This is a genomic window from Marinobacter sp. EVN1 (assembly GCF_000475375.1).
In the GTDB taxonomy this organism is placed as follows: domain Bacteria; phylum Pseudomonadota; class Gammaproteobacteria; order Pseudomonadales; family Oleiphilaceae; genus Marinobacter; species Marinobacter nauticus.
Genome location: NZ_AXCB01000020.1, coordinates 151,821 through 175,382, shown reverse-complemented (window position 1 = coordinate 175,382; position 23,562 = coordinate 151,821). Strand labels below are relative to the sequence as shown.

20 protein-coding genes and 1 pseudogene are annotated in these 23,562 nt (G+C 59.4%); 16 read left to right on the top strand and 5 right to left on the bottom strand.

Going from position 1 to position 23,562, the window contains the following annotated elements:
- The first annotated feature begins 5 nt into the window (after positions 1-5).
- The 9 genes and pseudogenes from murD (at position 6) to lpxC (ending at position 10,524) form a co-directional block, all read left to right on the top strand.
- Complete coding sequence (gene murD, locus Q674_RS31205; RefSeq protein WP_031210142.1) at positions 6-1,346, top strand: UDP-N-acetylmuramoyl-L-alanine--D-glutamate ligase; 1,341 nt, start codon at positions 6-8, stop codon at positions 1,344-1,346.
- Entirely contained in the window at positions 1,346-2,545 is a 1,200-nt protein-coding gene (ftsW, locus tag Q674_RS31200) for a putative lipid II flippase FtsW (protein WP_023008917.1), read from the top strand. The genes murD and ftsW overlap by 1 nt, the downstream gene beginning before the upstream one ends.
- On the top strand, positions 2,538-3,629 hold the full coding sequence (gene murG, locus Q674_RS31195; protein WP_023008916.1) for an undecaprenyldiphospho-muramoylpentapeptide beta-N-acetylglucosaminyltransferase: 1,092 nt from the start codon (positions 2,538-2,540) through the stop codon (positions 3,627-3,629). The genes ftsW and murG overlap by 8 nt, the downstream gene beginning before the upstream one ends.
- On the top strand, positions 3,622-5,067 hold the full coding sequence (gene murC / locus Q674_RS31190) for a UDP-N-acetylmuramate--L-alanine ligase (protein WP_023008915.1): 1,446 nt from the start codon (positions 3,622-3,624) through the stop codon (positions 5,065-5,067). Before murG ends, murC begins: the two co-directional genes overlap by 8 nt.
- Positions 5,060-6,037, top strand: coding sequence for a D-alanine--D-alanine ligase (locus tag Q674_RS31185; protein ID WP_023008914.1), 978 nt, complete (start codon positions 5,060-5,062; stop codon positions 6,035-6,037). Before murC ends, Q674_RS31185 begins: the two co-directional genes overlap by 8 nt.
- Positions 6,030-6,869: a cell division protein FtsQ/DivIB gene (locus tag Q674_RS31180; protein ID WP_011785908.1), complete on the top strand. Its 840-nt coding sequence runs from the start codon at positions 6,030-6,032 to the stop codon at positions 6,867-6,869. The genes Q674_RS31185 and Q674_RS31180 overlap by 8 nt, the downstream gene beginning before the upstream one ends.
- A 36-nt stretch (positions 6,870-6,905) precedes the next feature.
- Positions 6,906-8,141 carry a cell division protein FtsA gene (gene ftsA / locus Q674_RS31175; RefSeq protein ID WP_011785907.1) on the top strand — a complete coding sequence of 412 codons (1,236 nt, stop codon included), beginning with the start codon at positions 6,906-6,908 and terminating at the stop codon, positions 8,139-8,141.
- A gap of 100 nt (positions 8,142-8,241) precedes the next feature.
- Positions 8,242-9,231, top strand: a pseudogene (gene ftsZ / locus Q674_RS31170) (cell division protein FtsZ); the annotation flags it as partial.
- A 378-nt stretch (positions 9,232-9,609) separates the two neighbouring features.
- Positions 9,610-10,524, top strand: coding sequence for a UDP-3-O-acyl-N-acetylglucosamine deacetylase (gene lpxC, locus Q674_RS31165; RefSeq protein ID WP_011785905.1), 915 nt, complete (start codon positions 9,610-9,612; stop codon positions 10,522-10,524).
- An 11-nt stretch (positions 10,525-10,535) separates the two neighbouring features.
- On the opposite strand, the gene Q674_RS31160 is transcribed toward lpxC, so the two are convergent.
- Entirely contained in the window at positions 10,536-10,985 is a 450-nt protein-coding gene (locus tag Q674_RS31160; protein WP_023008913.1) for a DUF721 domain-containing protein, read from the bottom strand.
- A 231-nt stretch (positions 10,986-11,216) separates the two neighbouring features.
- Here Q674_RS31160 and Q674_RS31155 point away from each other — a divergent pair, with 231 nt between their 5' ends.
- The 6 genes from Q674_RS31155 (at position 11,217) to ribA (ending at position 18,586) form a co-directional block, all read left to right on the top strand.
- Positions 11,217-12,155 carry a M23 family metallopeptidase gene (locus tag Q674_RS31155; protein ID WP_227501214.1) on the top strand — a complete coding sequence of 313 codons (939 nt, stop codon included), beginning with the start codon at positions 11,217-11,219 and terminating at the stop codon, positions 12,153-12,155.
- Between the two features lie 89 nt (positions 12,156-12,244).
- Complete coding sequence (gene secA, locus Q674_RS31150) at positions 12,245-14,983, top strand: preprotein translocase subunit SecA (protein WP_023008911.1); 2,739 nt, start codon at positions 12,245-12,247, stop codon at positions 14,981-14,983.
- 101 nt (positions 14,984-15,084) lie between these two features.
- Positions 15,085-16,302: a bifunctional glutamate N-acetyltransferase/amino-acid acetyltransferase ArgJ gene (argJ, locus tag Q674_RS31145; RefSeq protein ID WP_023008910.1), complete on the top strand. Its 1,218-nt coding sequence runs from the start codon at positions 15,085-15,087 to the stop codon at positions 16,300-16,302.
- Entirely contained in the window at positions 16,283-17,272 is a 990-nt protein-coding gene (locus Q674_RS31140; RefSeq protein WP_023008909.1) for a Nudix family hydrolase, read from the top strand. Before argJ ends, Q674_RS31140 begins: the two co-directional genes overlap by 20 nt.
- 87 nt (positions 17,273-17,359) lie before the next feature.
- Positions 17,360-17,842 (top strand): cyclic pyranopterin monophosphate synthase MoaC, encoded by a 483-nt coding sequence (gene moaC, locus Q674_RS31135; RefSeq protein ID WP_031210140.1) that lies wholly within the window; start codon positions 17,360-17,362, stop codon positions 17,840-17,842.
- A gap of 132 nt (positions 17,843-17,974) precedes the next feature.
- Positions 17,975-18,586 carry a GTP cyclohydrolase II gene (gene ribA / locus Q674_RS31130; protein WP_014420644.1) on the top strand — a complete coding sequence of 204 codons (612 nt, stop codon included), beginning with the start codon at positions 17,975-17,977 and terminating at the stop codon, positions 18,584-18,586.
- Positions 18,587-18,629: 43 nt separating this feature from the next.
- Here ribA and dxs read toward each other — a convergent pair whose 3' ends face one another.
- The 4 genes from dxs to Q674_RS31110 form a co-directional block, all read right to left on the bottom strand.
- Positions 18,630-20,561 (bottom strand): 1-deoxy-D-xylulose-5-phosphate synthase, encoded by a 1,932-nt coding sequence (dxs, locus tag Q674_RS31125; RefSeq protein WP_023008908.1) that lies wholly within the window; start codon positions 20,559-20,561, stop codon positions 18,630-18,632.
- Between the two features lie 120 nt (positions 20,562-20,681).
- Positions 20,682-21,578 carry a (2E,6E)-farnesyl diphosphate synthase gene (gene ispA / locus Q674_RS31120; protein ID WP_014420646.1) on the bottom strand — a complete coding sequence of 299 codons (897 nt, stop codon included), beginning with the start codon at positions 21,576-21,578 and terminating at the stop codon, positions 20,682-20,684.
- Positions 21,578-21,835, bottom strand: a complete 258-nt coding sequence (locus Q674_RS31115) for an exodeoxyribonuclease VII small subunit (protein WP_023008907.1) — start codon at positions 21,833-21,835, stop codon at positions 21,578-21,580. Before Q674_RS31115 ends, ispA begins: the two co-directional genes overlap by 1 nt.
- A 58-nt stretch (positions 21,836-21,893) precedes the next feature.
- Positions 21,894-22,667, bottom strand: a complete 774-nt coding sequence (locus tag Q674_RS31110; protein ID WP_023008906.1) for an NRDE family protein — start codon at positions 22,665-22,667, stop codon at positions 21,894-21,896.
- Between the two features lie 92 nt (positions 22,668-22,759).
- On the opposite strand from Q674_RS31110, the gene Q674_RS31105 reads away from it, so the two are divergent.
- A complete protein-coding gene (locus tag Q674_RS31105) occupies positions 22,760-23,557 on the top strand; it encodes a sulfite exporter TauE/SafE family protein (RefSeq protein WP_023008905.1) in 798 nt (265 codons plus the stop codon).
- Positions 23,558-23,562: the final 5 nt, after the last annotated feature.

The window sequence follows — 23,562 nt, the reverse complement described above, 5'->3', positions numbered from 1 at the left end:
CGGCTATGAGTGTCATTGTTTCGGATCGTCGCGCGTTAATCGTAGGGCTCGGTAAGACCGGGCTTTCCTGCGTGCGTTACCTGTCCGGGCAGGGGCGTGAGATTGCTGTGGCTGATAGTCGCCTTCAGCCTCCAGGCCTGGATGAGCTGAAGGCCGGTTGGCCAGACGTCCCGGTTTACCTGGGCGAGTTTGATGAGGACCTGTTTGCCGGTTTCAATGAGCTGGTCGTCAGCCCGGGAATCAGTATTGCAGAGCCGGCGATTGCCGGTGCGGCGGCCAGGGGCGCCCGGATTCGCGGCGACATCGATTTATTCGCCGATGCGGCCGACGCGCCGATCATTGCCATCACCGGCTCTAACGGCAAAACCACGGTAACAACCCTGGTCGGGGAAATGGCACGAGCTGCGGGCCGCAATGTGCAGGTGGGCGGCAATATCGGTACGCCCGCGCTGGATTTGCTGGACCAGGGTGCGGATCTATATGTGCTGGAGCTGTCGAGTTTTCAGCTGGAGACCACTGAAGAACTCGGGGCGCTGGCGGCCACTGTGTTGAATGTCAGCGATGATCACATGGACCGGTACCCGGACAAGATGGCGTATTTCCAGGCCAAGCAACGGATCTACCGTGGCTGCAAAAATGCCATCGTGAACCTCGACGATGCGCTGAGCACGCCCATGGCTCGGGATACCCTGAGGTTTCTGTGTTTTGGCTTTAACCGGGTGAATCCGGAGACCTTCAGCACCCGGGATGATGACCAGGGCACCTGGATTACCTGGGGCCTGGATAACCTTTTGCTGGCCAGTGAACTCCAGTTGATGGGCAGGCATAACATCAGCAACGTGATGGCCGCCCTGGCGCTGGGGCATGCGGCTGGCCTGGCCATGGAGCCGATGCTGGAGGTGGCCCGCAGCTTCCGGGGGCTGCCCCATCGCTGTGAATTCGTCCGCAACCTGAATGGCGTGGATTACATCAATGATTCCAAAGGTACCAATGTTGGTGCCACGGTAGCCGCCATTGAAAGCCTGGTGCCGGATTCAGGCAAGGTGATCCTGATCGCAGGCGGAGATGGCAAAGGCGCGGATTTTCAGCCGCTCGCAGAGCCGGTGGCCGCATGCTGTCGTGCCTTGGTGCTGATTGGACGCGATGCCGGCAAGATATCCGAGGCGGTAGGCGTGTCAGTGCCGCAGTATCGCGCAACGTCACTGCAAGAGGCGGTCAGCCTTGCCCGCCAGGCGGCTGAGCCGGGCGATCGGGTGCTGTTGTCTCCAGCCTGTGCCAGCTTTGACATGTTCCAGGATTACAACGATCGCGGCGAGCAGTTCCGCGCTTTGGTGGAGGGGCTGTGATGCAGGCAGGCGTCAGCGTTCCTCATTATCAGGGTATGGCGGGTGAGTTGCAGCCGCTGCCGGTGCTGATTATTACCTCCGTGGCCTTGCTGGTGACTGGTGTGGTGATGATTTCGTCAGCGTCGATGGACATGGCGGCCGCCACGTTGGGCAACAGTTACCACTACGTTATTCGCCAGATCCTGTTCGCCGGTCTTGGCTGTGCCACGGCTCTTGTTGCTGTCAACGTGCCGGTATCCTGGTGGGAGCGCAGCGGATGGCTGCTGCTGGGCATTGGCCTTCTGGTATTGGTGCTGGTACTGACGCCGCTCGGCCGCACGGTTAATGGTTCTACCCGGTGGATTCCCATGGGGCTGTTCAATGTTCAGGTGTCTGAAGTCGCCAAGCTCTGCCTCATAGCCTACCTGGCCGGTTATGTGGTCCGTCGGCGGGAAGAACTGCTCCATACCTGGCCGGGCTTCCTGAAACCCCTGGGAGTTTTGGGCGTGGCATCGGTGTTGCTGGTTATCCAGCCCGACTTCGGCGCAACGGTGGTGCTGGTGACGGCGGCGGCCGGCATGATTTTTCTGAGTGGCGTGAGGCTTAGCCGGTTCATGCCATTGATTGGCGTACTGGCGGCGCTGGGTACGATTCTGGTGGTCACCCAACCGTATCGATTGAAGCGGGTGGTCAGCTATCTCGACCCCTGGAAAGACCAGTTCGACAGTGGTTATCAGCTCACTCAGTCGCTGATTGCCTTTGGTCGAGGCGAGTGGGTGGGCGTTGGCCTGGGGAACTCGGTACAGAAACTGTTCTTCCTGCCAGAGGCCCATACGGACTTTATCTACGCGATTATTGCCGAGGAGTTCGGTTTGCTTGGAGCGCTGGTGGTGCTCGGCCTGTTTGCGGCGCTGGTGGTCAGTGGCCTGGTGATTGCCCGGCGTGCGGAGAAAGCCGGCATGGCGTTCGGCGCCTGTTTCAGCTACGGCATCACGCTGCTGATCGGATTGCAGGCGGGCATCAACATGGCGGTGAGTACTGGGCTCCTGCCAACCAAAGGCTTGACCTTGCCGCTGGTCAGTTATGGCGGCTCCAGCCTGATGGTTACCTGCATTGGTATCGCGGTTATCGCCCGGGTAGAGCTGGAGCGGCAGGATCGGGCCAGGGTGGCATCGGAAACAAAGAGCAGCGGACGCAAAGGAGGAGCAGTGTATGACTGATTCACCTCGCCGTCGCTTCCTGATGATGGCTGGCGGCACCGGCGGCCATGTGTTTCCTGCGTTGGCCACAGCCCGCGCGTTGCAGCAACGGGGGCACGAGGTGCACTGGCTCGGGGCCAGCGGCGGCATGGAAGAACGTCTGATTGGAGACACCGATATTCCGCTGTCGCTCATTCACATTTCCGGCCTGCGCGGTAAAGGCAAGCTGGCGCTGCTGCTGGCACCGTTCCGGTTGATGCGCGCCCTGGGCGAAGCCTACACCCATTTGCGCCGGATCCGCCCCGACTGCGTGGTAGGTATGGGCGGTTTTGTCACCGGGCCGGGTGGTATTGCCGCCTGGCTGATGCGCAAGCCGCTGGTGATTCATGAACAGAACGCCATCGCTGGAATGACTAACCGTTGGCTCACACGTTTTTCCGAAACGGTGCTTGAGGCGTTTCCTGACAGTTTTGGTGACCAGACGGTTACCCGCTGTACTGGCAATCCGGTGCGGGGCGAAGTGGCGTCGATGGACGCCCCCGAACAACGATTGGCGGGCCGAAGTGGCAGGCTCCGGGTGTTGGTTGTTGGTGGCAGCCTGGGAGCCCAGGTGTTCAATCAGCAGCTGCCCCGGGCCCTGGCGCTGATGCCGGAGGCTGATCGCCCGGATGTTCGGCATCAATGCGGTGAGAAGAATCTCGAGGCGGCCCGGGCGGCCTACGACGAAGCCGGAGTCAGTGCCAGCATTGAGCCCTTTATCCGCGATATGGCGGAGGCCTATGGCTGGGCTGATCTGGTGATCTGCCGTGCCGGAGCGCTGACGGTGTCTGAGCTCTGTGCGGCGGGAATTGGCGCGGTGCTGGTGCCATTCCCCCACGCGGTCGATGACCACCAGACCCGGAACGGCCAGCACATGGTGAAAGCCGGGGCGGCCATTCTGGTTCCGCAGCCAAAGCTGAACCCGGAGGTGCTGGCGGAAACCCTGAAAGATCTGGCAACAGATCGAAAACGAATTCTGACCATGGCGAAGGCCGCCCGCTCGCTGGCCCGCCCTGATGCAACGGAGAGAGTCGTGAATTACTGTCTGGAGGCCGCCAATGGCTGATGCAACCAATCCGCCACTGGTCTATCAGGTGCCGGAAATGCGCCGGATCCGCCGCATCCATTTTGTCGGGATCGGTGGTGCCGGGATGAGCGGTATCGCCGAAGTCCTGAAGAACCAGGGCTATGACGTATCTGGCTCTGATATCCGGGACAGTGCTGTTACTGCGCGCCTGCGGGCAATGGATGTCGATGTGTACATCGGTCATCGCGCCGAAAACACCGATCTGGCCGACGTGGTGGTAGTGTCTTCGGCCGTTGCCGGCGACAACCCGGAAGTGGTCTCTGCCCGTGAACGGCGGGTACCGATTGTACCCCGGGCCGAGATGCTGGCGGAGATCATGCGCTATCGCCATGGTATCGCTGTGGCCGGTACCCACGGCAAAACCACAACCACCAGCCTGATTGCCTCCGTGTTGGGAGAGGCCGGACTGGACCCCACCTTTGTGATCGGTGGCAAACTCAACAGCGCCGGAACCAATGCCCAGTTGGGTGGTTCCCGTTACCTGGTGGCAGAAGCCGACGAAAGCGATGCGTCGTTCCTGCATCTGACACCGGTTATTTCTGTGGTCACCAACATTGAAGCTGACCACATGGACACCTACGGTGGGGATGTCGAAAAGCTAAAGCAGACCTTCGTGGACTTCCTGCACAACCTGCCGTTTTACGGTGTTGCGGTTATGTGCGTGGACGACGACTACGTTCAGGAGATCATTCCACGCATTTCCCGGGCCATTATCACTTATGGCATCGACAATCCTGATGCTGATTACCGGGCGGAGAACATTACCTCTGATGGTCTGAAGACCCGGTTCCTGGTGCGTCGCCCTGGTGGTCGGCCGGATCTCCAGGTGGAGCTGAAAATGCCGGGTCGTCACAACGTTCTGAACGCCCTGGCAACGATTGCCGTGGCGACCGATGAAGGGGTGGACGACCAGGCCATCTGCCGCGGGCTGGCTGGATTTGCCGGTGTTGGCCGTCGGTTCCAGGTGTATGGCGAGTATCAGACACCGAAAGCAGCAGCGACGCTGGTGGACGACTACGGCCACCACCCCACCGAGGTGGAGGCCGTTATCCGGGCTGCCCGCGAAGCCTGGCCCCAGCGCCGGATCGTGATGCTGTATCAGCCACACCGGTATACCCGGACACGGGATCTATATGAGGATTTCGTGCGGGTATTGTCCGAAGTGGATGGGCTGTTGCTGATGGATGTGTATTCCGCGGGTGAGCCGGCTATTCCGGGAGCAGACGGGCGGGCTTTGTGCCGGAGCATCCGGCAGCGGGGCAAGGTAGAACCCGTGTTCGTTGAAGATAACCGTGAAATCGAGAGTCTGCTGGCGAATGTCCTGCAGGATGGTGATCTGTTGATCACCCAGGGGGCCGGCGATATCGGTGGCGTAGCAGCAAGGCTGGCAGCAGCAGGAGTCAAGGCAAGTGAGTGATCTGACCCACAACGACATTCAGCCGTATCAGGCCCCCCCCGAACTGGTTCGGGCACTGGGGCGCGTGGCTGTGTTCATGGGGGGCGATTCCGCCGAGCGGGAAGTATCCCTGAAAAGTGGCAAAGCCGTGCTGGCAGCGTTGCAATCGGCGGGTATCGATGCGGTTGGCCGGGACATTCGGGGCTGTCTGCTGAGGACCGTGGACGAACCCGATTTCGATCGCGTGTTCATTGCCCTTCATGGCCGTGGTGGCGAAGACGGGACCCTTCAGGCGATCCTTGGGCAGGCAGGCATTCCTTATACCGGCAGTGAAGTGCTGGCATCGGCACTGGCCATGGACAAATTGCGCACCAAGTATGTGTTCGAAGGTTGTGGGCTGCCTACGCCGGCATTTCGTGCCATGACCTCCGTGAGTGAGGCCGAGGACATTGCGACGGCACTGGGGGCGCCCCTTAGTGTGAAACCGGCCCACGAAGGTTCGAGTATCGGTATCCGTAAAGTGAGCAGCGCGGCAGAGCTGGCTGAAGCCTATGAGGCGGCAGCCCGGCTGGATGATCTGGTGCTGGTAGAGCAGTGGATCGAAGGGCCGGAGTTTACCGTCAGCCTGCTACAGGACAAAGCGTTACCGGCGATTGGCCTGAGCACCGATCACGCCTTTTACGACTATGACGCCAAGTACCTGGCGGACGATACCCGGTACCGTATTCCCTGTGGTCTGGCGCCCGATGACGAATTGAGATTGCAGCATCTGGCCCTGGATGCCTTCCGGGTGCTGGGCTGTCGCACCTGGGGACGGGTCGACATCATGCAGGATCGGGCCGGTGAGTTCTGGTTGCTTGAGGTTAACACGGTTCCCGGTATGACGGACCACAGCCTGGTGCCGATGGCCGCAAAGGCGGCCGGCATCAGTTTTGAAGAACTGGTGGTGCGAATTCTCAGGGACACGCTGGCGGAGGGCATCGATGCTTGAGACGTTGCTGATCCGGAGCCGGGCGGTACCGCCCGAACCGCCACGCCGCCGGGGGGCAACCTCTGTCGGGCCTGAGCGGGACCGGTTTGGTGTGTTGAAAGCTGTGCTGTCGGCCGTACCCTGGTTGCAGGTCGGCCTGGGCGCAACGGTGGTACTTCTGGCCGCCATGGTGCCCTGGGCAACGGACCGGATGCTGACCGCCATGGATCAGCAGATACTGGCGGTGGATGTGCGGGGCGAATTTGTTGGCGACAGCCAGACGGCTATTGAGCGAGCGGCCGGCGCCTGGATTGGCAAAAGCTATTTCGCCACCGATCTGGCTGACATCAAGGCTGAACTGGAACGGCGCCCCTGGGTGGCGTCGGCAGCGATAAAGCGAGTCTGGCCAGGCCGTCTTGAAATCGATATTCGGGAAAAGAAGCCACTGGCCTACTGGACCGATGGTCGACTGGTGAGCCGTTCAGGCGAACTGTTCTCGCCGCCGAATCCGGAGGTGGCCGGAAAGCTGCCCCGTCTGGCTGGGCCGGATGAGCGGGTCAGGGACGTGATCGGTATGGCCCGGACCATGAGCGAGCAGTTGGTGGGATATGGCCTGGGTTTTGCCGGACTGGCGCTGGAGCAACGTGGCGCCTGGACCCTGACTCTCAGCAATGGCATCGAAGTGGTGCTGGGGCGAGATCAGGTAGAACAACGGTTTGAACGCTTTATCACCGTTTATGAGAACCGTCTGGCCTCGCGGGTTGATGAGGTCAGCCGGATAGATGTCCGCTACTCGAACGGGGTGGCGGTGCAGTGGAAGACGGACGTGGCTCAGGCTGCTCCGAAATCCTGATAACGATTACTACGAACCTGGGGTTTGGTGAAACACATGTCATCGGTTGAAACGGAAAACATGATTGTCGGCCTGGATATTGGAACCTCCAAGGTGGTGGCGATAGTCGGCAAGCGCAAGATGGATGGAACCATCGAAGTGGTCGGTATCGGTTCACACCCGTCCCGGGGGCTCAAACGCGGTGTTGTGGTGAACATTGAAACCACGGTACAGGCCATTCAGCGCGCGGTTGAAGAGGCCGAACTGATGGCGGGTTGTCGCATTCATTCGGTGTACGCCGGTATTGCTGGCAGCCACATCAAGAGCCTCAATTCCCACGGCATCGTGGCGATCCGGGACCGGGAAGTCACCCAGGCGGATATTGACCGGGTGATTGACGCTGCCCAGGCGGTGGCGATTCCGGCGGACCAGAAAATCCTGCACATCCTGCCTCAGGAGTTCGTCATCGATAACCAGGAAGGTATCAAGGAACCGATGGGGATGTCCGGTGTGCGGCTGGAGGCCAAAGTTCACCTGGTGACCTGTGCCGTGAATGCGGCCCAGAACATCGAGAAGTGTGTCAAACGCTGCGGGCTGGAAGTGGACGACATCATTCTGGAACAACTGGCTTCCAGCCACGCCATCCTGACCGAGGATGAAAAGGAATTGGGCGTCTGTGTGGTGGATATCGGTGGTGGTACAACCGACATTGCCGTGTTCACGGGCGGGGCAATTCGCCATACCGCCGTCATCCCGATCGCCGGTGACCAGGTGACCAATGACATTGCCATGGCGTTGCGCACGCCCACCCAGAATGCCGAGGAAATCAAGATCAAGTACGCCTGCGCCCTGACCCAACTGGCGGGTGCGGAAGAAACCATCAAGGTTCCCAGCGTGGGAGACCGGGCTCCGCGGGATCTTTCGCGTCAGGCTCTGGCGGAGGTCGTTGAGCCCCGCTATGAGGAGCTGTTCACGCTGGTGCAGTCTGAGTTGCGCCGGTCCGGGTTCGAGGATCTGATCCCGGCAGGCATCGTGATTACAGGCGGCTCGTCCACCATGGAAGGGGTGGTGGAGCTGGCTGAAGAAATCTTCCACATGCCGGTAAGACTGGCCTGTCCGCAGGCGGTTTCCGGTATGACGGAAGTGGTCAACAACCCGATATACGCCACTGGCGTCGGATTGTTGATCCATGGCTTCCGGCAAATGGATCTTGGCCGGGCGCCGGTGCTCAAGGGGGAGGAGGCTCCCTCGCTGGTTGAGCGCATGAAAGCCTGGTTCACCGGTCATTTCTGACGGTGTTCCGGTTGCAGTACACGAAGGTCTCTCGAAAAAAACACAACGATTGAAGCAACCGGCCTGGAAAGGCCGGACACAGCACGAAGGAGTAGGGGAAATGTTTGAACTCGTTGATAATGTTCAGCAGAACGCAGTTATCAAGGTCGTCGGTGTTGGCGGTGGCGGTGGCAACGCCGTTCGTCACATGCTCAACAGCGACGTGGAAGGCGTTGAATTTATCTGCGCCAACACAGATGCCCAGGCCCTGAAGGACCTGGACGCACGTCAGATTATTCAGCTGGGTGGCAACATCACCAAGGGCCTGGGTGCGGGTGCCAATCCGGAAGTCGGTCGCCAGTCTGCACTGGAAGATCGCGACCGTATTGCCGAAGCTCTGAGCGGCTCCGATATGGTGTTCATCACCGCCGGCATGGGTGGCGGTACCGGCACCGGAGCAGCCCCCGTGGTTGCTGAAGTTGCCCGTGAGCTGGGTATCCTTACGGTTGCGGTGGTTACCAAGCCGTTCCAGTTTGAAGGCGGCAAGCGCATGAGCGTGGCTGAAGCCGGTCTGAAGGAACTGGAAGAGAGCGTTGACTCCCTGATTACCATTCCCAATGAAAAGCTGTTGGCAGTCATGGGCAAGAAAACCAGCCTGCTGGATGCCTTTGCCTCCGCCAATGATGTGTTGCTGGGTGCGGTTCAGGGCATTGCTGACCTGATTACCCGCAACGGTATGATCAACGTCGACTTTGCCGACGTGAAAACGGTTATGTCCGAGATGGGCATGGCGATGATGGGTACCGGTCGCGCCACCGGCGAGAATCGTGCGCGTGAAGCTGCAGAAGCCGCGGTTCGCAGCCCGCTGCTCGAAGATATCAACCTGCAGGGTGCCAAGGGTATTCTGGTCAATATCACCGCTGGTATGGACCTGAACCTGGGCGAGTTCTCCGAAGTGGGCGACATTGTGCGCGAATTCGCGTCCGATTCAGCCACTGTGGTGGTCGGCACTGTGATCGATCCGGAAATGACCGACGAGCTCAAGGTTACTGTTGTGGCGACTGGCCTGGGTGGCGAGCGCGAGAAACCGACCAAGGTGGTGGACAACACCCGTACCCTCGATGGCAAGACCGATTACAACCAGCTGGATCGTCCGGCCGTGTTGCGTCGTCGTGCGGTTGCCCAGGGTAATGTGGCGCTGGATCAGAGCAAAGAAAGCGAAGAGCAGGGTGTGGACTATCTCGATATTCCCGCATTCCTTCGCCGGCAGGCTGATTGATAATCTGTTTCAACCGTGGCAGAGCTGGCTTTACTGTGAATCAGAAAGCAAAAGCTTCCGCCTAAGTTGAGCTGATACGCCATAGCTCATGACTATTGCAAAAGTTAAGTAAAGTCATGTTGGTTAAATGGTACTCAGTCTTGAATTCTGATATTCTCCGGGCAGTTTTTTGCTCAGAATATCGACTTTTTGTGACGGAATAATGAACCGATGATCAGACAACGGACACTCAAAAACACCATCCGCGCGACCGGTGTTGGCCTGCATTCCGGGGAAAAGGTATACCTGACCCTGAAGCCAGCACCCGTCGACACGGGGATCATCTTCCGCCGCACGGACCTCGACCCGATGGTCGAAATCCGTGCCTGTGCGGAGAATGTGGGTGAGACCATGCTGTCCACGACGCTGGTAAAAGACGGTGTCCGTGTGGCGACGGTAGAGCATCTGCTCTCCGCCATGGCTGGTCTCGGCATCGACAACTGTTTTGTCGAGCTCAGCGCTGCAGAAGTGCCGATCATGGATGGCTCTGCCGGGCCGTTCGTCTTCCTGCTTCAGTCTGCCGGTATCTCCGAGCAGGAAGCGGCCAAGCGTTTTATCCGCATCAAGCGCGAAGTCACTGTGGAAGAGGGCGACAAAAAAGCCACCTTCCTGCCGTTCGAAGGCTTCAAGGTGAGCTTCGGGATTGATTTTGATCACCCGGTCTTCAAGGGCCGTGCCCAGACAGCGACCGTGGACTTTTCCAGCACCTCCTTTGTGAAGGAAGTGTCCCGCGCCAGAACCTTCGGGTTCATGCGTGATATCGAAAAGCTGCGAGCGATGAACCTGGCACTGGGTGGCAGCGTGGATAATGCGATTGTGGTGGACGACTACAAGATCCTCAATGAGGACGGTCTCCGCTACGATGACGAGTTCGTCAAGCACAAGGTACTGGATGCCATCGGCGATCTCTATCTGTTGGGCAACAGCCTGATTGGTGAGTTCCGTGGTATCAAATCAGGTCACGACCTGAACAACAAGCTGCTGCGCAAGCTCAGGGCAGAAGAAGATGCATGGGAAGTAGTGACCTTCGATGATGAAGCCACTGCGCCTATCTCTTACATGAAACCTGTGCTGGCGGCGGGTTAAGGCGGGAAGCCTTAATCCCGGACGTGGCTGGCGAGTTTTTCGAGAACCTCGCGTAGAGCTTTATCCTTCGTGTGCCCGGCTTCCTCCTGGAGGAGCCGGGCATTTTCTTTGCTGAGCGGCTCTTTTACCAGTTTGCGTCGGCTGGCGAATCTGGGTGGGCTGACCTTGATTCTGACCTTCCAGACGTAGCGGAACAGTTCATTCTCCCTCAGTGCCGACATGATCTCGTGCTGGCGGAAGCGCAGTCGCGTGGCTTTGCTCGCGTTATCAGTGGACAGCACCAGTTCCCCCTCCCGGCAGCTGACAAATCGGGTACCCTCGGACAGTTCTGCGGGAATGGCCGCGAGTACCAGTTGTTCGGCCTGCAGGTGCAGTTCGGCTTTGGACATCAGCTCTTTCAGCGTATTGTTGCCAGCCGACCCTTTGCCAAAGATCATTTTTTGATCATTTTTTTCCGTCATGGTCGCTTTTTTCTCGACGAGCCTGTTTACGATTGGTTACACTTCGGCACGCTTTGTGCGTAGCGCCATTGTTACTCTCGTTTTACATTGTCACGAGTGAGAGAGTCTACCGGGCGCTGCGATTATTCAGTACGTAGTTGTTGCCAAGGATAGCAGACCCGCTCGGAATATTTCCGGGTCGCAGCACTACAGGGATACGGTTGCGGCTCAACAATGAAACCGAAAGACGATATGAACGTAATTTTCGTAGGCAAACGTCACGGTCAGTCCAGGGCAATACCGCTGAATGGGCCGCTGTTGTGTGGCCTGGTCTTTCTGGTGTTGGCCACGCTGGCGGCAGCCGGATGGGCTGGCTATCAGGTGGCGATCAGTCAGTTTGAAGCTCGGCAACCCACCGAGTCTGAGCTTGTGGCCGGCTGGAAAGAAAGGCTGCAAGATCAGAAGGACGAAGTCGCCCGGGTTCGTGAGAACGTGCAGCAGCAGATTGATGCGCTGACCCTTCGGCTGGGCCAGATTCAGGGTCGTCTGCTGCGCCTGGATGCGCTCGGCCAGCGATTCGTGGAAACCGGCATGGTCGCCAGCGATGAATTCAATTTTGACAAGCCGGCAGCGGTTGGTGGCCCCGAAGAAGATGCGCTACCCGGGGATTCCTACACGGCTCCCGAGCTGACGGACATGATCAATCAGCTGGAACAGCAGATCAACGATCGTGAAAAGCAACTGCGCCTGCTCGATAAAGTCGCTTCCCGCAAAAAGCTGGAAGATGAGCTCTATGTGCAGGGGCGGCCGATCACCTGGGGCTGGCTCTCGTCCAAATACGGATACCGCTCGGATCCTTTTACCGGAAAACGTACATGGCATGCCGGTGTTGATCTGGCCGGCAAGGAAGGCAGCGACATTATTGCCGTGGCCGCCGGTGTTGTAACCTGGGCGGACGAACGCTATGGCTACGGAAACCTGGTTGAAATCGACCACGGTGATGGCCTGGTTACCCGCTATGCCCACGCCAAGACCATCAAAGTTGAGGTTGGGGATGTGGTGCAGAAAAGCCAGGTTGTTGCATTGATGGGCAGCACCGGTCGTTCCACCGGCCCCCACGTGCATTTTGAAGTTATCCGCAATGGTAAATCCGAAAATCCGGTGAAATACATCCAGCGTGCAAGCCGCTGATTCCATTCCCGTGAACCCCGCCTTTTGTCCTGTCGCCAAATAAGGTTAGAATGCCGGCTTCCTCCGTTTAACTGAAGAAGCAGTGGTCTATGTTCACAAAGCTTGCAACCAAGATGTTCGGCAGTAAGAACGCCAGAGAAATCAAGAGGATGCGCAAAGTTGTCACGCGCATCAATGAACTTGAAGAACAGTTTGGCGCGTTGTCTGACACCGAGTTGCAAGGCAAGACTGCTGAGTTCCGGCGCAGGCTTGATGAAGGCGAAGCGCTGGACAGCCTGCTGCCGGAAGTCTTTGCCACGGTGCGGGAGGCCAGCCGCCGGGTGATGGGCATGCGCCACTACGATGTTCAGCTCATCGGCGGCATGACCCTGCACGAGGGCCGAATCGCCGAAATGAAGACCGGTGAAGGTAAAACCCTGGTGGCAACCGCCGCAGTCTACCTGAATGCGCTTCCCGGCAAAGGCGTGCACGTCGTAACCGTGAACGATTACCTGGCCCGCCGTGATGCCGACTGGATGGGCAAGCTGTACCGTTTTCTGGGCATGCAGGTGGGGGTAGTGGCGTCTGGCCAGCCACAGGAAGAAAAGCGTGCCGCCTACCAGGCCGATATCACCTACGGTACCAATAACGAGTTCGGTTTCGACTACCTGCGCGACAACATGGCCTTCAGTATTGAGGACAAGGTTCAGCGCGGTCTCCACTTTGCCATTGTTGATGAAGTGGATTCCATCCTGATCGACGAGGCCCGTACCCCGCTCATTATTTCCGGTGCCGCCGAGGATTCTTCCAAGCTGTATCAGGCCGTCAATGCTCTGGTGCCGAGTCTTGAGAAGGGCGAGGTCAGTGAGGAAGGTGAATCCTCCGGTGACTTTACCATTGACGAGAAATCGCGCCAGGTTGAACTGACCGAAGCCGGTCACGAGAAGGTCGAAGATCTGCTGCTTGGCCAGGGCTTGCTGAAAGAGGGCGAAAGCCTGTATTCGGCTGCCAATCTGAGCCTGCTGCACCATGTACACTCGGCACTCCGCGCCCACCACCTGTTCCAGAAAGACGTGGATTACATTGTTCAGGGCGGTCAGGTGGTGATCGTGGACGAACACACCGGCCGAACCATGCCCGGTCGCCGGTGGAGCGAAGGTTTGCATCAGGCGATTGAAGCAAAAGAAGGGCTCAAGATTCAGGCCGAAAGCCAGACGCTGGCGTCGACTACCTTCCAGAACTATTTCCGTCTGTACGACAAGCTGGCCGGTATGACCGGTACGGCGGATACCGAGGCCTTCGAATTCCGCCAGATCTACGGCCTGGACGTGGTGGTGATTCCGCCGAATAAACCGATCCAGCGGATTGATTACAACGACCTGGTGTACCTGACCCAGGAAGAGAAATTCCACGCCATTATCGATGAAATCAAGGATGTGACCGCAGAAGGGCGGCCTATTCTGGTGGGTACGGCGTCCATCGAGGCCTCCGAGCTTCTGTCCATGCTGCTGAAGAAGGCGCGGATTGACCACAAGATCCTGAACGCCAAACAGCACGAATCCGAAGCCCTGATTATTGCCCAGGCCGGGCGGCCGGGTGCGGTTACCATTGCCACCAACATGGCGGGTAGGGGTACCGATATTGTCCTCGGTGGTAACTGGGAATATGAAGTCGCAGCCCTGGATAATCCCTCGGAAGAGGAAGTGGCTCGCATGAAGGCGGAGTGGACTGAGCGCCACAACCAGGTACTGGACGCCGGCGGCCTGCACATCATCGGTACCGAGCGCCACGAATCCCGCCGGATTGATAACCAGCTCCGCGGTCGTGCCGGTCGCCAGGGCGATCCGGGTTCCTCCCGATTCTTCCTGTCGCTGGAAGACAACCTGATGCGGATCTTTGCGCCGGAGCGCGTGAAGAATCTGATGCAGGCCATGGGCATGAAGAAAGGTGAAGCCATCGAGCACCGGATGGTCACCAATGCCATTGAAAAGTCGCAGCGCAAGGTCGAAGGCCGCAACTTCGATATGCGTAAAACGCTGCTTGAATACGACGACGTGGCCAACGATCAGCGTACGGTCATCTACGAGCAGCGCAACGAGGTGATGGCGTCCAACGACATTTCCGAGATGATCGATACCATCCGCGAAGACGTGGTGGATTCGGTGGTCAGTGAGTTTATTCCGCCGCAAAGCATGCCCGAGCAGTGGGATGTGCAGGGGCTGGAGGCTCAGCTGCAGTCCGAGATGGCAATTGAGCTGCCCATCCAGCAGTGGCTGAAGGACGACAACAAGCTGTATGAAGATAATCTTCGCCAGAAGATTCTTGATGCCATTGTGGCTGAGTACAAGGCCAAGGAAGAAGTGGCCGGTGCCGAGGCCATGCGCAAGTTCGAGAAGCAGGTGTTCCTGCAGGTGCTCGATACCCTGTGGAAGGAGCACTTGTCCAACATGGATCACCTGCGCCGGGGTATCCATCTGCGTGGCTACGCCCAGAAGAACCCGAAGCAGGAATACAAGCGCGAGGCGTTTAACCTGTTCGAAACCATGCTCGATACCATGAAGCGTGACGTTACCCGGGTGCTGTGCCACGTGCGGGTTCAGAGCCAGGAAGAAATGGCGGAAATTGAACGTCGACGCAAGGAAGAGCTGGAGCGGGAAATGGCTCGCGCCAAACTCCGCCACGAGCAGGCCAGTGCCGCCCAGGCAGAAGGGGAGGGTGACGGTGGCCAGCAGGGCCAGCAGACCACCCCGGAGACCTTTGTCCGCCAGGAGCGCAAGGTCGGCCGAAACGAGCCCTGCCCCTGCGGGTCTGGCAAAAAGTACAAGCAGTGCTGCGGAAAGGTGAGCTGACCAGCCACCGAGTAGCCGGAAACCAGAACCCGCAATTCGCCAGTACGCTGGCGCTTGCGGGTTCTGTCGTTTGAAGATCAGGAAAAATCAAGGAGACAGGCATGGCGGTAGGTCCCGGAACCTTACCCGATTTCTTCCCGGTGGCGGGAATCAAGCTGGGCATTGCCAGTGCGGGGATCAAGAAGCCCGGCAGAAAAGACATAGTGGTGTTTGAGCTGGCGCCGGAAACCCGCGTAGCGGGTATTTTTACCCGCAACCAGTTCTGTGCGGCCCCAGTGGTCCTCAGCCGCCGTCACCTGTCCCAGGAGGTTCCGCGCTATCTGCTGATCAATACCGGCAATGCCAACGCCGGTACCGGCGAACGGGGCCTGGCGGACGCCGCGGCCTGCTGCGAGGCGCTGGCGAAAGAGGCGGGCATTTCTGCCAGCCAGGTATTGCCGTTCTCTACCGGGGTGATTGGAGAGCCATTGCCGGTTGCCAAGATCGTCAGTGCGCTGCCTGCGGCTCTGGCCGAAACCCGGGAAGACCGCTGGGCAGAGGCGGCATCCGGCATCATGACCACCGATACCCGCCCTAAAGGCACTTCGCGGCAGCTGGATCTGGATGGCCACCGGGTAACCATTTCCGGAATCAGCAAGGGCGCGGGTATGATTCGCCCCAACATGGCCACCATGCTCGGCTTCATCGCCACCGATGCCCGTCTGACGCCGGAGGTTTTGCAAACGCTGGCTTCTGAGCTTGGCGAGAAGTCTTTTAACCGCATTACCATTGATGGCGACACCTCCACCAATGATGCCTGCATGCTGATGGCCAGCGGCCAGTATGGCGGGCCTGAAATTGCCGCCGATAGCCCGCTGCTGCCGGCATTGCGGGCGGCCCTGCAGGAGGTGTACCTGGAACTGGCCCACGCCATTGTCCGGGATGGAGAGGGCGCCACCAAATTTGTGACCATCGATGTCAGTGGCGCAGCCAACCAGCAAGAAGCGCTGGATGTGGCCTACACCGTGGCGCACTCCCCGCTGGTGAAAACAGCCCTGTTCGCCTCAGACCCGAACTGGGGGCGTATCCTGGCGGCCGTTGGCCGTGCCGGCGTGGAGAATCTGGATTTGAACGCCCTGGAAATCTACCTGGGCGATGTCTGCCTGGTGCGCAATGGTGGTCGCGCCGACGATTACTCCGAGGCTCGAGGCCAGGCGGTGATGGATCAGGAAGAGATCACCATTGCCATTGACCTGAAGCGGGGCACTGTTCGGGAAACGGTCTGGACCTGTGATTTTTCCCATGATTACGTGACTATCAATGCTGAATACCGTACCTGAGACTGCCGACGGCCGCCCCGCTGCCCGCAAGACCGTTCATGTGGCGGTGGGCGTGATCGTTCGCGATGGTCGTGTCCTGATTGCACGGCGCCCGGACACCGCCCATCAGGGGGGCTTGCTGGAGTTTCCGGGCGGCAAGGTGGAGCCCGGAGAAACTGTCCAGCAGGCCCTGTGTCGGGAAATCGCCGAAGAGACCGGGCTGGTGCTGACTGAGGATAGCCTGGAGCCAGTGATTGGCATACGCCATGACTACGGCGACAAGTGTGTGTTTCTTGATGTCTGGTCAAGCCACGCGGCTCAGGGCGAGCCGGAGGGCAGAGAAGGTCAGCCGGTCAGCTGGCTGGCTCCGGAGGCGCTCAAGGACGAAGAGTTTCCCGCCGCCAACCGGCCTATCATCAGGGCGCTGCGATTGCCCCACCGGCTTGCGATTACCGGAACGATTGAGGAAGCGCCGGCAGGCCTGGCCAGACTCGGTGCCGCTCTCGACCGGGGGCAGCCGGATTCACTGGTGGTGCTTCGCGCTCCGACCCTCTCAGGGGCTGCGTACCTTGAGCTGGCCGCAGCGGCTCTGGGCGGGTGCCGGGAAAGGGGCCTCGGGTTGATTCTGCATGGGGCGGCAGACCTGTGTCGGGCCGTTCCAGACGTCCAGGGCGTTCACCTGCCCTGGCGCGAGGCGCAGCAGTATTCAGAACGCCCTTTCAGCGACGATTACTGGTTGGGTGTGTCCTGCCATAGTGCTGAGCAATTGCGCCATGCAGAGCGCCTGGGGGCGGATTACGTGGTCCTGGGAAATGTACTGGAGACGCCCAGCCATCCGGGGCAGCCCGGAATCGGGTGGGCTGCTTTTCAGGCGTTGGCCGCAACGGCAAATGTGCCGGTTTACGGTATCGGAGGTCTCGGACCTGAGCACCAGTCCCGGGCCCGCGCGCTTGGTGGCCAGGGCGTGGCTGGTATCGGTTTCTGGTGGTAGCCATCTGTGGCCCGGGGCGATTACGGATTCCAACCAGGCCCGGGCCATGCCAAAGTAACCTCTTCAACAGATCAATCGGAGTTTTCTGTGACAAAACTGACCCATCTGGATGACAAGGGTGAAGCCCGAATGGTGGATGTCACCGACAAAGCGGTGACGGAACGTGAGGCCAGAGCCGAAGCCTGTGTCCGGATGGCTCCGGAAACCCTGAGAATGATCCTGGAAGGTGAGCACCCCAAGGGGGATGTGCTGGCGACGGCCAGAATAGCAGGCATCATGGCTGCGAAACGAACCCACGACCTGATTCCCCTGTGCCATGCGCTTAACCTGACCTCCGTGAAAGTCGAACTGAGGGCTGGCAATGATGGCGCCTCCGTGGCGATCGAGACCCGGTGCAAACTGGCCGGTCAGACCGGTGTTGAAATGGAAGCGCTGACGGCCGCGAGTGTGGCCGCCCTGACCATTTACGATATGTGTAAGGCGGTCGACAAAGGTATGGTGATCGATAATCTGCGTCTGCTGGAAAAGAAAGGCGGCCGCTCCGGCCACTGGCAGGCCCGGGAGCAATGATCTGAAGCTTGGCGGCGACCGTAACCTTTCGGGTACTGCATAATCCGGAGGGGAACTGTGTCGACACTACGCCAGGCAAGCAGCCGCATGATAGAATGCCCGCCCAATTTGTCCGAACCACGAGGAAACACAGTGGCTGTTCGTTACATTGAAACCTGCCGTTTGCCCACCCCCTTTGGTGTGTTTGATATGCACGGCTTTGAGGAGCCGGACACCGGGAAGGAGCATGTGGCGCTGACGTTGGGGGACATTGATAGCGCAGAACCACTGCTGGCACGGACCCACTCGGAGTGTCTGACGGGCGATGCCCTGTACAGCATGCGTTGTGACTGTGGTTATCAGCTGGAAGAAGCGTTGCGCAGTATCGCCCGGGAGGGTCGGGGTATTCTGATGTACTTGCGGCAGGAAGGCCGCGGTATCGGATTGCTGAACAAGATCCGGGCCTACCGTCTGCAGGACCAGGGCGCCGACACAGTGGAAGCGAATGAGCGTCTGGGCTTTGGCGCAGATCTCCGGGATTACAGCATGTGCAAGGACATGCTTGAGCACCTGGGCATCAAAAGCCTGCGATTGATGACCAACAATCCGCGCAAGGTGAAGGCGCTGGAATCCTACGGCATTAACATTGCCGAGCGAGTGCCTCTGCATGTGGGCCGCAATCCGCACAACGAGCACTACCTGAATACCAAGCAGAGCAAACTGGGCCACTGGCTGGAAACCCACCAGGATGACGACCCGGTCTGATCGGCCTCTGGCGGATCAGTTGTGATCCGCCTTCGTTCCCGAGTTATTTAGCCGCCACCACTGTCGGGTATCCGAGCTGCTCCATTCGCGTGGCAATGCTGCGAAGAATGCCTTCGGCATCCAGCCCACAGTCCCGCAGTAATTCCTTATGCTGACCGTGTTCAACGAACGCATCTGGCAGTCCCAGTTGTAATACCGGCATGGAAACCTGGCGGGCATTCAGGAATTCCGTCACCGCGCTGCCGGCGCCACCGGCAATAACGTTTTCTTCCAGGGTGACCAGCAGGTCGTGGGTTTCCGCCAGTTCCAGTACCAGGGCCTCATCCAGAGGCTTGACGAAGCGCATGTCGGCGACCGTGGCGCCCAAGGCTTCTGCTGCCTCCAGTCCCGGCGCCAACAGGGTGCCGAAATTAAGGATGGCAATACCGCTACCGTCGCGTACGCGCCGGCCCTTGCCGATGGGCAGTGGGGTGAGTTGCTGCTGGATTTCGGCCCCAGGTCCGGTACCCCGGGGGTAGCGAACGGCAGCCGGGCCGCTGTATTCAAGGCCGGTGTGCAGTAGCTGCCGGGTTTCGTTTTCGTCCGACGGCGTCATCACCAGCATGTTGGGAATGCAGCGTAGATAGCTGATGTCGAAGGCGCCAGCGTGGGTGGGGCCGTCCTCGCCGACCAGGCCCGCACGATCAATGGCAAACAGGACATCCAGGTTCTGGATGGCGACATCGTGTACCAACTGGTCATAGGCTCGCTGCAGAAATGTTGAGTAAATGGCCACGACCGGCTTGGCACCATCGCAAGCCAGACCTGCCGCCAGGGTGACCGCATGCTGCTCGGCAATGGCGACATCAAAATAGCGATCCGGGAAACGCTCTGAAAAGGCCAGCAGGTCTGAACCCTCGCACATGGCGGGGGTAATTCCGGCTACCCGGCTGTCCTGTTCGGCGGCATCGCATAGCCACTGCCCGAAGACGTTGGCATATTTCGGGCTGGCCGGTTTCGGCTTCACCGGTTCCGGCTTGCTGGCGGGCACCGGTTCAATCTTGTTGATGGCATGGTAGCCAATCGGGTCCGCTTCGGCAGGGGCAAAACCTTTGCCTTTGGTTGTGACCACGTGGAGGAACTGCGGGCCTTCCAGCTCACGGATGTTCTCCAGGGTTTCCACCAGCAAGGGCAGGTCGTGGCCGTCGATGGGGCCAATATAGTTGAACCCCAGCTCCTCAAACAGCGTGCCGGGCGCAATCATACCCTTGAAATGTTCTTCGGTTTTCTTTGCCAGGGCCATCAGGTGAGGGGTGCCTTTGAGCACCTTCTTGCTGCTGTCGCGCACCTGATTGTAGGTACGGCTGGAGAGCAGCTTGGCGAAATAGTTGGAAAGCCCGCCGACGTTGCGTGAAATCGACATGTCGTTGTCGTTCAGCACCACCAGCATGTCGGCATGAAGGTGTCCGGCATGATTCAGGGCTTCAAAGGCCATGCCTGCGGTCATGGCACCATCCCCGATAACGGCAATGCTCTTTCGGCCGGTTTTCTGCATCCGGGCGGCGATTGCCATGCCCAGTGCCGCGCTGATGGATGTGCTCGAATGACCTACGCCGAAGGTGTCGTACTCGCTCTCTGCCCGTTTCGGGAAGCCGGCCAGGCCTCCTTTACGGCGAATGCTACCCATTTGTTCCTTGCGACCGGTCAGAATCTTGTGGGGATAGGCCTGGTGGCCGACGTCCCATACCAGCCGGTCTTCGGGGGTATTGAAAACGTAGTGCAGGGCCACCGTCAGTTCGAGCACGCCAAGGCCAGCGCCGAAATGACCACCGGTCTGGCCCACTGACCACAGCAAGAACGCTCGCAATTCCCTGGCCAGCCGGGGCAAGTCCTCCGCTGGCAGTTCACGCAGCTGGGATGGCACGTCTATCCGGTCGAGCAACGGCGTATTGGGTCGCTGCGACGGGATTTCCCTGAAAATGTATGTGTCCTGCATCAGCTCGGGTCTTTATCGGAATGTGGGTTCTATGGCTGGCATTATAAGGGAACAGGCGGCCCGGTTTCATACATCCCGGGCCAGTTGTTACAAAATGGTGATGCTTGGCCTTGAAATGGTTCAGTGGCTGCGTGCCACCACGTAGTCAGCCATGGCCCTCAGGGTGTCGGCTTCCGAGTCGAAGCTCTCCAGTGCGCTCAGAGCTTCATCAAGCAGTCGGGCCAGGTGCTGGCGAGCTCCCTCGATACCCAGTAATGCCGGATACGTGGGTTTTGCCCTGGCGGCATCAGAGCCCTGGCGTTTTCCGATGACCTCGGTGTCGCCCTCAATATCCAGAAGATCGTCCTGCACCTGAAACGCGAGCCCCAGTGCGCTGGCGTAATCCGTCAGGTTGCTCAACTGGCACTCGGTCACGGTTTCAGAGGTTAGTGCGCCCAGGCGAACACTGGCTTCGATCAGGGCGCCGGTTTTGTGCCGGTGCATGGCTTCCAGTTGCGCCACGCTCAGCTGTCGCCCAACGGATTCCAGATCAATGGCCTGACCGCCAACCATGCCTTGATGACCGCTGGCCCGGGCCAGCTCCGAGATCATGGTCACGCGTTGTCGATCTGACAACGCCGGCGCATCGGACAGCAACGCAAATGCCAGTGTTTGCAACGCGTCCCCGGCCAGAATGGCCGAAGCCTCGTCAAAGGCAATGTGAGCGGTCGGTCGGCCCCTGCGGAGATCGTCATCGTCCATGGCCGGCAAGTCATCGTGGACCAGGGAATAGGCGTGAATCAGTTCCAGAGCGCAGGCTGGCGCCAGGGCCGTGCTTTCGTCGCTGCCCATGGCTCGGGCGGCAGCCATGCACAGGGCCGGACGCACTCGTTTGCCGCCGCCCAGAACGCTGTAACGCATGGTTTCCTGGAGCCGTTCTGAGGTGGCGTGGCGGGCAAGGCAGCGGTCCAGCTCCCGATCAACCTGTTGGCGGCACTGGTCCAGATAGGCCTCCGCCTGGCGGATGCGATGGTCCATCACTGCTCGTCGTCTGCTGAGAAAGGCCGGGTTTCCAGTGTGCCGTCACTGTTCTGCACCAGCTGCTCGACCCGCTGTTCGGCGGATTTCAGGGCACTCTGGCACTCCCGTGTCAGCTTGACGCCGCGCTCGAAAGCCGCCAGTGATTGTTCCAGGGACAGTTCGCCCTGTTCCAGGTCACGAACCAGTTGTTCCAGTTCGTTCAGGGATTTCTCAAAGTCGGCTATGGAAGCGCTGCTGGTGTTCTCGTCGGCCATGGGGCGACCTCCGGTCGGGTGTTTCGGAAATTGCGCGGATTATAACAGAGTCGGTTTGCTATCGCTGCCAGCTGAATGGCCGTTTTTCCAGGGCCTGGGCATTGGGTCCCCAGGATTGTTCTGTCACCCTGACTTCGCCCTGTGCGTCCAGTGTGACGATGGTAGTGGCCCGTGTGCCGTAGTCACTGCCGACAATGAACGGTGACGATAGAAATCGTTCGGTCTCAATGCCTACGCCAGTATCGGGAAGCATGGCGTCGGGCGCCGGGCTGGTGTCCTGAAGCAAAGGCAGGAGTTGGTTGTGCAAGTCTTCGGTACGGTGGCTCGCAGCTTCAACCGCGGTGGCAAAGGCCTTTCTCAGGCGCAGCAGTTTCGGCCAGGGTGTCTGTAAAAGATGATTGCTAAGACCAAAGCTGCCTCGGAAGAGTTGGCGCCCGGGGTGCGCGTCGCGGTTGCTGTAATACCAGCCACCGCGTTCTGTCAGAGACACCAGATTAAAGCCAGCGTACCGATCGGGTTCGCTGTTTAGAGCAGCGCCCAATACGCTGGCGGGTTCAGCCAGGGCACGAACGGGCAGTTCGCCGCGGCTGGAGCGACCGGTTTCGGGGCTACCCTCCCGCACATTGGTAACAGCGGCAACCTGACCGTTCGCGCTGATGGCCAGCCAGGTGCCGCCAGAAGCCAGGTCTCTCCCGGCCAGCAAATGCTGACCGCTGTCGGCCTGCCACCAGTCCATGGCGGCCGTGGGACGGCGGAAGAATTCATCCCGGTTGGCAGCAACCACCAGGGGAAAGCGGGGGTTCTGGCCGATGGCAAAAGCAATTAGGCACATGGGTGAACGGAATTCCTTGGATGCGTGGGCTGAAGTTGCTGGCATTCCTGCGTATCATACCAGCCTGATCTGAGCCGGGGTGGTCTGTAACCATGAGCATGATAGGCATCATCGTACTGTATCTTTTATTGGGCGCATTGGCAGGCACCATGGCCGGTCTCTTTGGCATCGGTGGCGGTCTGGTGATTGTGCCGGTACTGATCTTCAGTTTCGGGCTGCAGGGGATTAGCCCGGAGATTGCAGCCCATCTTGCCGTGGGGACGTCTCTGGCCACCATTGTCTTTACCTCCATCAGTTCCATACGTACCCACCACCAGCATGGCGCAGTGCGCTGGGATCTGTTTCGCCCCATGACCTTTGGTATTGTGGTTGGTGCTGTGCTTGGTGCCTGGACAGCTGCGATGCTGAGTGGCCCGGTGCTGGAAACCATTATCGGGGTGTTCGTCATTCTGGTGGCACTGAAGATGATTCTTGAGGTCAATCCGAAGCCGGGGCGGGATGTTCCGGGCACCACCGGGCTCGGGGCAGCCGGCGGTATCATTGGCTGGGCATCGGCCATCTTCGGAATTGGTGGTGGCACTCTGACCGTGCCCTATTTGAGTTGGTGCAACGTCAAAATGCAGCAGGCGGTGGCGACTTCGGCTGCTTGCGGCTTCCCGATTGCAGTTGCGGGCGCCCTGGCCAATGTCTGGACCGGCTGGCAGGATCCCGATCTGCCCGAGTTGAGTCTTGGTTTTATCTACCTGCCGGCGTTGGTGGGTGTGGTTGCCACCAGTGTGTTCTTTGCACGAATCGGCGCCGGGTTGGCCCATCGTCTGGATGGGCGCCTGCTCAAACGCATCTTTGCCATTATGCTGGTTCTGGTTGGTTTACGGTTTCTTCTGAGCTGAGAGAG